Source organism: Photobacterium angustum (assembly GCF_002954615.1).
In the GTDB taxonomy this organism is placed as follows: Bacteria; Pseudomonadota; Gammaproteobacteria; order Enterobacterales; family Vibrionaceae; genus Photobacterium; species Photobacterium angustum_A.
In genome coordinates, this window is record NZ_MSCJ01000001.1 from 2,504,159 (window position 1) to 2,517,188 (window position 13,030).

General features: G+C 43.7%; 13 protein-coding genes and 1 other RNA gene. 4 read left to right on the plus strand and 10 right to left on the minus strand.

The features are described 5' to 3' along the window. The 9 genes from mraY to rsmI all read right to left on the minus strand — a co-directional run bounded on the left by mraY (position 1) and on the right by rsmI (position 9,143). A complete protein-coding gene (mraY, locus tag BTO08_RS11255) occupies positions 1-1,083 on the minus strand; it encodes a phospho-N-acetylmuramoyl-pentapeptide-transferase (protein ID WP_105061002.1) in 1,083 nt (360 codons plus the stop codon). Beyond that, complete coding sequence (murF, locus tag BTO08_RS11260; protein WP_105061003.1) at positions 1,083-2,465, minus strand: UDP-N-acetylmuramoyl-tripeptide--D-alanyl-D-alanine ligase; 1,383 nt, start codon at positions 2,463-2,465, stop codon at positions 1,083-1,085. Before murF ends, mraY begins: the two co-directional genes overlap by 1 nt. After that, positions 2,462-3,979, minus strand: a complete 1,518-nt coding sequence (murE, locus tag BTO08_RS11265; RefSeq protein WP_105061004.1) for a UDP-N-acetylmuramoyl-L-alanyl-D-glutamate--2,6-diaminopimelate ligase — start codon at positions 3,977-3,979, stop codon at positions 2,462-2,464. Before murE ends, murF begins: the two co-directional genes overlap by 4 nt. Before the next feature lie 3 nt (positions 3,980-3,982). After that, a complete protein-coding gene (locus tag BTO08_RS11270) occupies positions 3,983-5,740 on the minus strand; it encodes a penicillin-binding transpeptidase domain-containing protein (RefSeq protein ID WP_105061005.1) in 1,758 nt (585 codons plus the stop codon). Positions 5,741-5,742: 2 nt separating this feature from the next. Next, positions 5,743-6,063, minus strand: a complete 321-nt coding sequence (gene ftsL / locus BTO08_RS11275; RefSeq protein ID WP_045083944.1) for a cell division protein FtsL — start codon at positions 6,061-6,063, stop codon at positions 5,743-5,745. Further along, positions 6,060-7,007, minus strand: a complete 948-nt coding sequence (gene rsmH / locus BTO08_RS11280) for a 16S rRNA (cytosine(1402)-N(4))-methyltransferase RsmH (RefSeq protein WP_045083943.1) — start codon at positions 7,005-7,007, stop codon at positions 6,060-6,062. The genes ftsL and rsmH overlap by 4 nt, the downstream gene beginning before the upstream one ends. 14 nt (positions 7,008-7,021) lie before the next feature. Next, complete coding sequence (gene mraZ / locus BTO08_RS11285; protein ID WP_105061006.1) at positions 7,022-7,480, minus strand: division/cell wall cluster transcriptional repressor MraZ; 459 nt, start codon at positions 7,478-7,480, stop codon at positions 7,022-7,024. Positions 7,481-7,746: 266 nt separating this feature from the next. Then, positions 7,747-8,135, minus strand: an RNA gene (gene rnpB / locus BTO08_RS11290) — RNase P RNA component class A. Between the two features lie 147 nt (positions 8,136-8,282). Further along, on the minus strand, positions 8,283-9,143 hold the full coding sequence (gene rsmI, locus BTO08_RS11295) for a 16S rRNA (cytidine(1402)-2'-O)-methyltransferase (protein WP_005371210.1): 861 nt from the start codon (positions 9,141-9,143) through the stop codon (positions 8,283-8,285). Positions 9,144-9,204: 61 nt separating this feature from the next. Between rsmI and BTO08_RS11300 the strand changes: the two genes are divergently transcribed. The 4 genes from BTO08_RS11300 to BTO08_RS11315 are packed head-to-tail and all read left to right on the plus strand — an operon-like array spanning position 9,205 to position 12,462. Beyond that, entirely contained in the window at positions 9,205-10,971 is a 1,767-nt protein-coding gene (locus BTO08_RS11300; protein ID WP_105061007.1) for a penicillin-binding protein activator, read from the plus strand. After that, positions 10,964-11,323: a YraN family protein gene (locus tag BTO08_RS11305; protein ID WP_277949269.1), complete on the plus strand. Its 360-nt coding sequence runs from the start codon at positions 10,964-10,966 to the stop codon at positions 11,321-11,323. Before BTO08_RS11300 ends, BTO08_RS11305 begins: the two co-directional genes overlap by 8 nt. A gap of 2 nt (positions 11,324-11,325) precedes the next feature. Further along, positions 11,326-11,916 carry a DnaA initiator-associating protein DiaA gene (diaA, locus tag BTO08_RS11310; RefSeq protein ID WP_105061009.1) on the plus strand — a complete coding sequence of 197 codons (591 nt, stop codon included), beginning with the start codon at positions 11,326-11,328 and terminating at the stop codon, positions 11,914-11,916. 3 nt (positions 11,917-11,919) lie between these two features. After that, a complete protein-coding gene (locus BTO08_RS11315) occupies positions 11,920-12,462 on the plus strand; it encodes a BON domain-containing protein (protein ID WP_105061010.1) in 543 nt (180 codons plus the stop codon). Between the two features lie 64 nt (positions 12,463-12,526). On the opposite strand, the gene sspB is transcribed toward BTO08_RS11315, so the two are convergent. Continuing rightward, positions 12,527-13,030 carry a ClpXP protease specificity-enhancing factor gene (gene sspB / locus BTO08_RS11320; RefSeq protein ID WP_039872726.1) on the minus strand — a complete coding sequence of 168 codons (504 nt, stop codon included), beginning with the start codon at positions 13,028-13,030 and terminating at the stop codon, positions 12,527-12,529.

The following is a 13,030-nucleotide window of genomic DNA, read 5'->3' on the forward strand; positions in this document are numbered from 1 at the left end:
TTAACGAACCTTAAGCGTTGCTAACGCAATCAATACCAACATCAATGTAATAATCCAAAAGCGCACAATAACACGTGGCTCTGGCCAGCCTTTTAACTCGTAATGGTGATGGATAGGCGCCATACGGAAGATACGTTGGCCACGTAGTTTGTATGATCCTACTTGTAGAATTACCGATACGGTTTCCATTACAAACACACCACCCATGATCACTAACAATAGCTCTTGGCGAACAAGCACAGCAATCGTACCCAGTGCGCCACCTAATGCTAATGAGCCCACATCGCCCATAAAGACTTGTGCTGGGTAGGTGTTAAACCATAAGAAACCAAGACCGGCACCAACGATAGCAGTACATACAATCACCAGCTCGCCAGCATCTTTGATGTACGGAATATGAAGATATTCGGCGTAGTTAAAGTTACCTGTTGCCCATGCAATAAAAGCAAGGCCTGCCGATACCATGACGGTCGGCATAATCGCCAAGCCGTCAAGACCATCAGTTAGGTTAACTGCGTTACTGGTACCGACAATCACAAAGTAAGTCATGACGATGTAGAACAAACCTAGTTGTGGCATAACATCTTTAAAGAAAGGAACCACAAGCTGAGTCGCAGCCGTGTCTTTACCGTATGCATATAGTGCAAACGCGACAACAAGTGCAATCGCTGATTGCCAGAAGTACTTCCAGCGTGCAATCAAACCGTCCGTGTTTTTACGGACAACTTTGCGGTAATCATCAACAAAACCGACTGCACCATAACCCAACATGACCACTAAAACGGCCCAGACATAAGGGTTAGATAAATCACACCACAGTAATACCGTAAATGTGATCGCAGCAAGGATCATGATACCGCCCATCGTTGGAGTACCACGCTTGCTAAAGTGTGATTCAGGACCTTCGTTACGTACGACTTGACCAATTTGCAACATTTGCAAACGGGCAATCATACGAGGCCCCATCCATAACGAAAACAGCAACGCTGTCAGAATACTCATGATCGCTCGGAATGTTAGGTATTCGAACAATCTGAAAAAAGGGAGTGTTGACTGAAATTGTTCAGCTAACCAGTAAATCATTATTTATCTTCCTGCAAGGCTGCAATTACGTCTTCCATCTTTGAACTTCTTGCGCCTTTTACTAGCACAGTGACAGTCTCAGCATCAGGTTGACGAGAATATTGTTGTAATTGTTGTTTCAGTGACATGATTAGCGCACCTTTATCACTGAAATGTTGTCCTTGATTGCACTCACTAACCACAGCGCTTGAGTGACCAAACGTCATCACACAATCAAGCTGTTTTTCTAAAGCATATTCGCCCACTTCTCGGTGTAAATTATCACTTTCTTCACCCAGTTCAGCCATATCGCCAAAAATGAAGTAGCGCTTACCTTCAAAGCTTGCTAGCACATCAATCGCTGCTTTTACCGCAGCAACACTGGCGTTATAGGTATCATCAATCAGACGTAACCCGGCAAGAGGCTCTGTAATATCAAGGCGACCTTTTACATTCGCCATGGTTTCTAGTCCAGCTTTAACATCAGCTAATTTCGCCCCTAATGAGACAGTTAACGCAGCAGCAGCTAATGCATTTGACACATTATGCATTCCCGCAAGTGCTAAATTAATGTCGATCTTGCCAATTGGGGTGCACATTGTAAAACAGGCTAACCCTTGAGTGGTAATCTTTATCTTCTCGGCAAAATAATCCGCTTGATGCGAATCTGTCGAGAATGTTAATACTTGATGCTCTGCTAATAATGGCTGCCATAACGCTAAATCATTCGATTCAAGATTAATAATCGCAGTACCGTTTTGTACCAATCCTTCGAAGATTTCACCTTTTGCTTTTGCTACACCTTGTAGCGAGCCGAAACCTTCTAAATGTGCAGCCGCAATATTATTAATCAATGCCACATTAGGCTTAACTAAATTCGTGGTATACGAAATTTCATTTTGATGATTAGCACCAAGTTCAATAACTGCATATTGATATTCAGGCGTTAAACGCAATAACGTCAGTGGCGCACCAATGTCATTATTAAAATTACCGGCGGTTGCTAATACTTGACCTTTGTTGGCCAAAATCGCAGCAGACATTTCTTTTACGGTTGTTTTACCGCAACTCCCGGTTAATGCTACTGTCTGTAAACCGTACTTTTCTGTCATTTGTGCTTTAAGCCACGCCCCCATCATACCTAAAGCAATGCGTGTATCACTAACCACTAACTGTGGTAACTCAACAGGTAAGGGTTTACTTACCAACAGCGCTTTAGCACCGTTTTCTTTCGCTGTTTGACAGAAATCATGAGCATCAAAACGCTCACCCTTTAACGCGATAAATAACGTTTCTGATGGGATGTTACGTGTATCTGTCGATACTGCAGCAATTGAAACATCAGCGCCAATTAACTCGGCATTTAATACCGATGCAAGCTGACTTAGTTGAACGTCAATCATGCCAATTCCTTTAATAATGCAGCTACCGTTTCGCGGTCAGAGTAGTGAATAGTACGATCAGCGAGAATTTGATAGTCCTCATGTCCTTTACCAGCCACTAAGATAATATCTTGGCAAGAGGCATGAGTAAGTGCATGACGGCAAGCCGTTTCGCGATCATGAATAATGATTGCTGATTCTGGAGAAATAAGACCAGCAAGCATATCTTCAACAATCCGGTTTGGATCTTCACTGCGAGGGTTATCGTCAGTCAGAATAACTTGATCTGCAAGGCGCTCGGCAACTTCAGCCATCATAGGGCGTTTACCGCTATCACGATCACCACCGCAACCAAAAATACACCACAACTTACCGTCACAGTGCACACGTAGTGCTTGCAATGCTTTCTCTAACGCATCTGGTGTATGAGCATAATCGACCACCATCATAGCTTTGTCAGTGTCTTGAAAAACTTCCATACGTCCAATTACTGCTTGTAATTGGGGGGCTTTTTCAAGTAAATCCGCCATTGAATGGTTAGTTGCAAGTAATGTTGCTAGCGCTAATAACAAGTTGGTGGCATTAAATGATCCAACCAAAGGCGCGGTAAACTTACCGTGCCCCCAACTTGAGTCAAACTCAATGGTGACACCTTGTGTGCTAAACCGGACATCTGTCGCCCACAGCTTTAGTCCTGCATGGTTGGCAACCGCTTGTGGATCAATCGCCACTGCCACCGTATTCGGTATATCTTTAAGCCATGACGCCCCGACAGCATCATCTGCATTGATGATCGCAATGCCACTTTGATGTTCAGTAAACAATGACTTCTTAGCATCAGCATAATTTTGCATGTTGCCATGATAATCTAAATGATCACGACTTAAATTGGTAAAGATACTCGCTTTAAAACGAAGATCACGAATACGACCTTGAACCAATCCATGCGATGAAACCTCCATCGCAGCAAAATCAGCACCTTGCTCTACCAGTTGAGCTAAGGTTTGTTGAATTTCAATCGCGCTACCTGTGGTATTTGCAGCAGGTTTTAAATCAATCAACAAACCATTTCCGGTCGTCCCCATCACGCCAGCTTTGTAGCCAACAAGATTTGCCCATTGTGCTAATAATTGACTGATGGTGGTTTTACCATTTGTTCCCGTAACGGCATACAGTGCCAGCTTTTGATCGGGATGATCAAAGAAACGTCCAGCAATTGCGGAAAGCTTCTGATTAAGATCCTGAAGATAAATAATATACACACCATCTTTAAGTGCTATATCACCTTCATTAGCGATCCCATCAGCCTCAGCAATAATCGCACTTGCACCAGCCTTTATCGCCGTTTCAATAAATCGACGACCGTCAACAGTATGCCCATTCACCGCAGTAAATAAACTTCCAGCGGTGACTTCTCTACTATCTAATGTTATCGCGTCAATCAGGCTCTCTGTAAGTTCAAGAGGCAACTTATCAATAGCCAGCCATGGTGATAACAGCGCCCCTAATTTCATCACACTCTTCGACGATGCCATTATTTAGACTCCCTTATCCACATCAACTTTATGCAACGTATCTGCATCTGGCGGCACATTTAAAATCTGTAAAGCGCTACCTAATACTTTTGACAGAATTGGCGCAGCAACAGCACCACCATAGAAAACTTTACCTTTCGGCTCATTGACCATAACGACGATTGCTAAACGTGGGTTGCTGATCGGTGCAACACCGACGGTATAGGAGAAATAATCATCACCGTAACCACCAGCAATCGCTTTTTTCGCAGTACCCGTTTTCACACCAACACGATAACCAGGAACGGCCGCACGCCAGCCACCGCCACCACCTTTTTTATCGGTTACTGATTCAATCATTAACAATACTTTCTTAACGATCGCTGGATCGAGCACTTGCTCACCAGGTACGACTCTTTCAGTTTTTAGTATTGATAGTGGACGCTTAATGCCATACGCACCCAACGTAGTGTAGGCATGAAGCAACTGAATCGGCGTTAACGATAAGCCATAGCCGTACGCTAACGTTGCACGTTCAATATCAGACCAACGGTAACGGTTAGGGAAGTGGCCAGTTGTTTCACCGATCAAGTTAATACCTGATGGCTCATCAAAACCGACTTTACGATACGTATCAAGGATGTAGTCAACAGGCATAGCAAGTGACAACTTGGTCACACCGATGTTACTCGACTTTTGTAGAATGCGTTGTACCGTCGCTAACGGTTCAACACGTGAAACATCGGTTATAACCTTGCTTCCAACACGGAAGTGCTTACTTTGAGGGATCGCAATTAAAGTATGTTCATTCGCAATACCGTGTTTCATCGCGGTATACACGACAAACGGCTTAACCGTTGAGCCCGGTTCAAAAGTATCGGTAATGACGCGGTTACGCATCTTGTATGGTTGACGATCATTGCGATTATTTGGGTTGAACGACGGCGCATTAACCATCGCCAAAATTTCACCAGTACGCACATCTGATATGGCGATGCTAACTGACGTAGCTGGGATATCCATCACGCCTTCTTTTGCCGCTCGATAGGCGACGGCCTGAATTCTTTGGTCAATACTGAGCTGTAACGGTTTGCCCGGTTGACGCTTTTGTTGGGAAATATTTTCAACCACACGACCATAACGGTCTTTACGTACGGTACGGCGACCCGGCTCACCCGTTAACCAGCCATCATAGGTTTTCTCGACACCATCAAGACCATGGCCATCGATGCCAGTAAAACCTAATAAGTGTGCACTAACTTCACCTGAAGGATAAAAACGACGAGATTCATCTTTTAAGCCAATACCGGGAAGTTTTAATTTGTGGACGTAATTTGCCATGGCGGGGCTAACTTGACGGGCAAGATAAATAAAGCGGCGATTTTTCTTTGTTTCTAATTCATGTAATAGCCAAGTGCGATCGAGATCTAGCACATCAGCTAATGCATGCCATCGCTCTACATCACTTAAGCCACCATGCTTAAATATTTCTGCAGGGTTAGCGAATACAGCTTGAACAGGCACACTAACAGCCAACTGTTCACCGTTACGATCAGAGATAATACCGCGCGCAGAAGGCATCAACTTAGTACGTAAAGAACGCGCATCACCTTCTTGAATAAGGCGACCCGGTTCAAGTACCTGAATATAAGCGGCACGAGCAATTAAGCCGAAAAATCCTAACAGGATAAAAATACAAACAACAGTAAAGCGCCATTTAATAAATGGTTTGGCTTTCTTGGTTACGCTATTTTTCGACGTCGAACGATTGAATAATTTCATGTTTATTGGATAACAATTTCACTATCAGCGGATGGTCGTTGCATTTTGAGTTCAGTCTCAGCTAATCGTTCAATACGACTGTGCTCTGCAAGCGAATTTTCTTCGAGGATCTGATTTCGCCATTCCACATCATATCCTTCACGTTCAGTTAACAATTGTTCTTGTTTCACAATTTGCTGGCGTGTGTCATGGGTGATGTACACCACTGACAATGCTGATGCGAGAATAATAAAAGAAAGAATGAGAGGAACAAGCCCGACAGTGACGAGATCACGTCCAATCAGGCGAGCCAGATTCAATGATGATTCTGTAGGTTGCTTCATAGACGCTCAGCCAACCGTAGTACAGAGCTACGCGCTCGCGTGTTGTACCCTAATTCATCTTGAGAAGGTTTAATCGCTTTGCCTACCGTTTTAAGCGCAGCACTACCTAAGGCTTTAATTTGCTCTTCAGTAAGCGGTAAACCAGCAGGAACTTCAGGTCCTTTGCTCTGTTTACGAATAAAGCGTTTTACCATACGATCTTCCAAAGAGTGGAAACTGATCACTGATAAACGACCTTCAGGAGCTAAAATATTCACCGCACCGTTTAGCGCTGTTTCAATTTCATCTAACTCACTGTTGATGTAAATACGAATCGCTTGAAAACTACGTGTTGCTGGGTGTTTGTGCTTATCTTTAAACGGCGATACCGCCGCAATTAAGCTTGCTAATTCACGGGTACGTGTTAGTGGCTCTTTTTCTGGGTTTTCACGGTGCTCAACAATACCGCGAGCAATACGCTTGGCAAAGCGCTCTTCACCAAACTCTTTTAGTACCCATGCAATATCATCCGCTTCCGCTTCAGCCAACCATTCAGCGGCTGACTGACCCGATGTCGGATCCATACGCATATCAAGCGGGCCATCTCGCATAAAGCTAAAGCCGCGTTCAGCATCATCTAATTGCGGTGATGACACACCTAAATCCAGTAACACACCATCAACACGACCAATTAAATCACGCTCTTCCATGTATTTTTCCATGCCAGAGAATGGACCATGGATAATTTCGAAGCGAGGATCATCAATCTTCTGAGCTTCAGCAATCGCTTGAGGATCTCGGTCAATGCTGTATAGACGACCATTCTCACCTAAATGAGAAAGAATAAGGCGACTGTGTCCCCCACGGCCAAAGGTACCATCGATATAAATACCGTCGGGTTTAATTGCTAATCCGTCTACAGATTCATTCAGTAAAACGGAAACGTGCTCAAATTGTTCAGACATAAATATAAGTTCAGCTAAAGTGAAAGCTCACTAAGGCGCGATGACTGTGCTATCGCATCCTCAGCCTGAAGGTTGATATCGTGTTCAATTTGCTGTTGCCACAAAGATTCAGACCAAATTTCAAATTTATTTAATTGGCCTACAAGCATAATCTTATCTTGTAAGTGCGCGTATTGTCGTAAGGTAGCAGGAAGTAGGATTCGTCCCTGCCCATCCATATCACATTCACTAGCGTGGCCGAGTAACAAACGTTGAATTCGACGCTCCGCAGGATGAAGGCTTGATAATGTCGCTAACTTCGCTTCAATGTGTACCCATTCATTAATGGGATAGAGCAACAAGCAAGAAAACTGGTGATCAATAGTGCATACGAATAAGCCATCGCAATGATTTATTACCTCCGCACGATAACGCTTAGGGATCGCAATGCGTCCTTTGTTATCGAGCGATATAACCGTTGCGCCTCTTAACATTCACATGCCCATTCAATGATACTAAAAATCAGCCGTAGTAACCGACTTTAGCAGAATTAAAAACAAAGAGAATGAGACAGCACCACTTTTCCCCACAAATTCCCACCATAAAGTGTACGTATGAGACAAAAACGATGTCAAGCGTCTGACAGTAATTCAAACAGAGTTCTAACACACTCTGTAGTCATCAAGCGAAAGTTATGTTTATGCGGGAATAAGACGAAAAAAAGGTGGTGTTTGTTATCCAAACACCACCTTCTCTAAATGTAGGGAGTCGGTCGATAAGCCGGGTTTTGTTCCGCTTGCGCGGCGGCAATCATTCGTCTAGGTCTGCAATCGCTCACAGACTCAAGCAACCTACCCGTCCCCAACGCGGGCCGCGCCATTAGGGACCTATTTGGTCTTGCTCCGGGTGGAGTTTACCCTGCCACAAACTATTACTAGCTGCGCGGTGCGCTCTTACCGCACCCTTTCACCCTTACCTGTGCACTATTGCAAGCAATAGGCCATCGGCGGTTTGCTCTCTGCTGCACTTGTCGTGGGCTTGCGCCCCCCAGACGTTATCTGGCACCCTGCCCTGTGGAGCCCGGACTTTCCTCCCCTTCATCAGTCTCCCAAAGGACATCAATGAAGCAGCGATTACCTGACCAACTCCGGCACGGATTGTATAAGACAACGATCACAGTTGCTAGCGAAAAACGAAACAAAATTACAGCCTGACTAAAAAAACAGCAAAAAAAGCTAATTCCCACCAAATCTAGTCATACAGCACACAAAAAATTAGCGGCCGTTAATTTTATTTTTAGCCTAGGTTTTCTAAACCCCACTTATACAGCGCATTCTTTTTCGCACCATGAATTTCCGCTGTTAGTGCAGCAGCCTTTTTCAATGGTAATTCTTTGACTAACAAGCCCAGTGTGCGTAATGATTCTGCTGATAGCTCTTCTTTTTGCGCGCGATGACCAGCGACTAAAACCACCATCTCACCACGAACACGATTACTGTCTTCAGCAAGCCACTCAATTAACTCTCCTAATGGCGCACCATGGATTGTTTCATAAGTTTTTGTTAACTCACGCGCTAATACTACTTGGCGTTCAGCACCAAGCACGGCTAACATATCACTCAGGGAATCATTAATACGATGTGGCGATTCGTAAAAAATTAACGTACGCTCATCGTTTGCTAACGCTTGAAAACAGTCACGGCGACCTTTACTTTTGGGTGGTAAAAAGCCCTCAAAGCTAAATCGGTCAGATGGTAAGCCTGCACCACTCAAGGCAGTGATTACTGCACATGGGCCTGGTAATGGCACAACTTTAACCCCCGCTTGACGACAGCGATTAACAAGATGATACCCTGGATCACTGATCAGTGGCGTACCAGCATCTGACACCAATGCAATACTGGTACCTGACTGAAGCTTTTCAATCAAGAAGTCAGCTTTTTGCTGCTCATTATGATCATGAAGCGCAAAGGTGCGGGTTGAGATAGAGAAATGGGATAACAAGCGTGATGTATGGCGAGTATCTTCAGCAGCAATCAAATCTACATTTGCTAACACGTCTAATGCTCGTTGTGTTATATCAGCCAAATTACCGATGGGTGTAGGTACGATGTATAACGTAGCAACATCAACCATGCTTGAATTGGTTTCACTCATTTGTCTTAGATCTCATCTGCAATTAATATCAAGAGTAATTTGTCACAGTTGAATGAATTCAATGCCCAATTTTACCCATAAGCGTAAAAGTGTATCACGACTAATGGCGCCTGTAGCCCTTGCTGTTATTTTAGCAGGCTGTAGCACGCCAAACCTGTACAATCAGCAGGCTCCATTAACGGATATCACTGCGGCAGCCGCTCAAAGCTCAGCCGCCTACCTCAGTAAAGCTCAAGCCAGTAAGGGTGCAGAGCGTATTAACTGGGAAATATTAGCCCTTAAGGCAATGATAGAAGAAGGTAAATGGCAGCAAGCTGACCAACAAGTTACCAAACTATCACAACAATCTATGAGCCCTTTGCAAATTGCTGAATGGCAACTTGCTCGTGCTGCGATCCGCTATCATCAAGGGCAATATCAAGAAGCACTTAATAGTCTAAATTTCCAACCCTCATGGCAATTGACGAAAAGTCAGTACCAACGTTATTACACTTTCCGTGCTGAATTATTAGATCAACTTAACCATAAATTTCAAGCCGCGCGTGAACGCAGTAAACTTGATTTTTACTTAAGCAGCGATCAAAAAGCGGCCAACTGGAATAACCTATGGCATGACTTATCTGGCTACTCCAACGCACAGCTGAGTAACGCCAAAATTGGTAGTGATGAAGGCGTATTAAAAGGTTGGGTTGAGCTTGCGATGCTTAAAAATAGCGCCAGCCGTCAACCAGGAAAGCTAAAAGATGCGGTTGAACAATGGTTAAGCCAACACCCGTACCATCCAGCTAATCAATACTTACCCGCTGAACTTGAAGCGGTAATGAACCTTAAAGCCATCAAGCTAGATCGTGTTGCTTTGCTTTTACCATTAACAGGTCGCTTTGCCGCACAAGGTAAAACTGTTCGTGATGGCTTTATTGATGCAATGATGGATGATGCTGACAGAAGCGCTGATACAAATCTTAATATCTATGATACAGAAGCAGAATCAATGGCTTCTATCATGGCGAAATTGCAGCAAAATGGCACTCAATTTGTTGTTGGCCCATTGCGTAAGGATAAGATTTCAGAGTTTCAACAAGATAACACTACACACATCAATACGTTGGCGTTAAATATGCCACCTGAAATTAACAGTAACCATCCTAACGCGTGTTATTTTGCCCTGTCACCAGAGCAAAGTGCAGAGCAAGCTGCAGAGCATATTTTCAGTGAAGGTCATCGAAATCCTGTCGTACTTGTACCATCAAATAGTTATGGTCAGCGCGTAAGTACTGCCTTTAATCAAGAGTGGACAAGCTTAAATAGTCAACCGGCACAAGTGGCTACATTTGGTGCAAGCGATGAGATACCACAACAAATCCGTCAGGTATTTGGGCGCGCTCCCGGTAGTAAAACAGATGCGATATATATCGTTGCTAGCAAAAATGAATTAATGACTATAAAGCCATTTATTGAAGCATCATTGCCGCCAAGTGGTAACCCACCACAAATTTATGTTAGCTCTCGAAGTAACCCAGATCGCAAAGGATACTCTCAAGAGATCCAAGGTGTAGAACTCGGTGATATTCCACTTCTAATCAATCCGCCGGCAAGTTATATGGAGCGTTTCAACCAATTGTGGCCGAATGAAGGTAATACCAGTGTTCGTCTTCATGCTTTTGGTATGGATGCTTACCTTTTAAGTAATGAATTACCACAATTACGTGCGATGAGTGATTACACAACACAAGGTGCTACAGGCAAATTAAGTGCCGATAGCCAATGTGTGATCCATCGTCAAATTGACTGGGGAAAAATTACTGTCGACGGTATTCAACCTGAATAAACGACAACAGGGTCAAACTTATGAACGGATGGCGGAACAGTTTCTGTCTCGCCACCGTCTTAAGCTTATCGAACGAAATTTTAGCTGTCGCGGTGGTGAAATTGATTTAATCATGCGACAAGGTAAATGTTTTGTCTTTATTGAAGTAAAATACCGGACACATCGCCATTTCGGTTCAGCTTCAGAAGCGGTGAATTGGCATAAACAACAAAAAATCAAACGCACCGCCCTTTTTTGGTTACAGAAAAATGGCTTTTCAATCGATCAAACCGAATGTCGGTTTGATGTCGTGACAATTGAAGGTCATGAACACCATATTGAGTGGCATACCAACATCTTAGTTGAAGGTTAATCATGCTAGATAGCATTCGCGAAAGTTTTACCGAAAGTATTCAAACTCAAATAGCAGCAGCAGAAGCACTTCCAGATTCCATATCAAAAGCCGCCCAAGTTATGGTGCAAAGCCTATTAAACGGCAATAAGATTTTGTGTTGCGGTAATGGTGGCTCAGCAGCTAATTCACAACACTTTGCTTCATGTCTTATTAATCGTTTTGAAACTGAACGCCCAAGCCTTCCCGCTTTAGCATTAACCGCAGACACAACAATTCTGACGGCGATTGCTAATGATTATCACCACGACGAAGTATTTTCAAAACAAGTACGTGCACTCGGTCAAGCCGGTGATATTCTGTTTGTCTTATCAACCAGCGGTAATAGCAAAAACATTATCAAAGCAATGGAAGCTGCACTTACACGTGATATGACTATCATCGCCTTAACAGGTAAAGATGGCGGCGAAATGGCAGGGTTACTTGGTATACAAGATGTTGAAATTCGTATCCCATCTCAACGTACCGCACGTATTCAAGAAGTCCACTTACTAACAGTACATTGCTTGTGCGATCTTATTGACCAAGTACTCTTCCCGCACCACGAAGGATAATCAATGAACTGGGTATGCCGCCTATTGCTAATTTTTAGCATTGTATTACAAGGATGTTCGAGTTTTTCCACGCAAGATCCACGAGATATAGAGCAACATTGGCAAGATCAAAAAGTAGAAATGGATATTGCGGGTTTGGCAAATAGCCGCCAATTTACTCGCTCAATTAGTGCTAACAGTATATCGCTTAACGGTAAAGTGCTACTGATAGGTCAGGCGACTTCTGCCGCTGCAAAAACACAATTTGGTCAACAGGTTAAGCATATAGATAATGTACAAGATCTTTATAACCAACTTGAAGTGAGGCCTTTACTTAGCGTAGGTGATATTAGTTATGATGCTTGGCTAACCACCAAGGTAAAATCTCAACTTATCGCAAGTAAGCAGTTAACGGGAGCGGTGATCCAAGTGATCAGCGAGGGGGGGCAGGTCTACCTTTTAGGTTATGTGACGCCGCGCCAAAAAGAAATAGCGATCAATATTGCACGGAATATCAATGGCGTTAAAAAAGTTGTGACATTATTCGAACCGAGTCAAAGTCGCTAGTCGCCCTTTCATCGATACAAAAAAACGCAGCCTATTGGCTGCGTTTTTATTAAAGAGAAACTATCTATTTAACAACACGTAAGCTTGGACGACCGCGAGGACGTGGCGGCTCATCATCAGGCTCATCACCGGCAGTTTCCGTTTCACTAACCACGGCAAATGGAGAACTAGGCTCTGATGCTTCATCAATCATATCTTCGATATCATCAACATCATCAAAGACTGGCATATCTGATTCATAGCTAGGCTCTGGCTCAAACATTGTTCCTGCTCCGTTTTCACGCGCATAAACAGCAAGCACAGCGTACATAGGTACGATAACAGAATGTGGACGACCACTAAAACGCGCATTAAAGCTAACCGCTTCATTACCCAGTTCTAAATTACCCACAGCACGAGGAGCAACGTTTAGGATGATTTGACCATCACTAACGAACTCCATTGGTACTTGTACACCTGGTAATGTTGCATCAACAACCAAGTGTGGTGTGAGATCGTTATCCACTAACCAATCATAAAATGCCCGCAACAAATAAGGACGACGCGGTGTCATTTTTTCCATATCCAT

Coding starts and splice junctions, on each gene's coding strand:
- BTO08_RS11270 (WP_105061005.1), bottom strand. CDS start 5,740: ATGAAATTATTCAATCGTTCGACGTCGAAAAATAGCGTAACCAAGAAA.
- mraZ (WP_105061006.1), bottom strand. CDS start 7,480: ATGTTAAGAGGCGCAACGGTTATATCGCTCGATAACAAAGGACGCATT.
- ftsL (WP_045083944.1), bottom strand. CDS start 6,063: ATGAAGCAACCTACAGAATCATCATTGAATCTGGCTCGCCTGATTGGA.
- mraY (WP_105061002.1), bottom strand. CDS start 1,083: ATGATTTACTGGTTAGCTGAACAATTTCAGTCAACACTCCCTTTTTTC.
- rsmI (WP_005371210.1), bottom strand. CDS start 9,143: ATGAGTGAAACCAATTCAAGCATGGTTGATGTTGCTACGTTATACATC.
- diaA (WP_105061009.1), top strand. CDS start 11,326: ATGCTAGATAGCATTCGCGAAAGTTTTACCGAAAGTATTCAAACTCAA.
- sspB (WP_039872726.1), bottom strand. CDS start 13,030: ATGGATATGGAAAAAATGACACCGCGTCGTCCTTATTTGTTGCGGGCA.
- murE (WP_105061004.1), bottom strand. CDS start 3,979: ATGGCATCGTCGAAGAGTGTGATGAAATTAGGGGCGCTGTTATCACCA.
- rsmH (WP_045083943.1), bottom strand. CDS start 7,007: ATGTCTGAACAATTTGAGCACGTTTCCGTTTTACTGAATGAATCTGTA.
- murF (WP_105061003.1), bottom strand. CDS start 2,465: ATGATTGACGTTCAACTAAGTCAGCTTGCATCGGTATTAAATGCCGAG.
- BTO08_RS11300 (WP_105061007.1), top strand. CDS start 9,205: ATGCCCAATTTTACCCATAAGCGTAAAAGTGTATCACGACTAATGGCG.
- BTO08_RS11315 (WP_105061010.1), top strand. CDS start 11,920: ATGAACTGGGTATGCCGCCTATTGCTAATTTTTAGCATTGTATTACAA.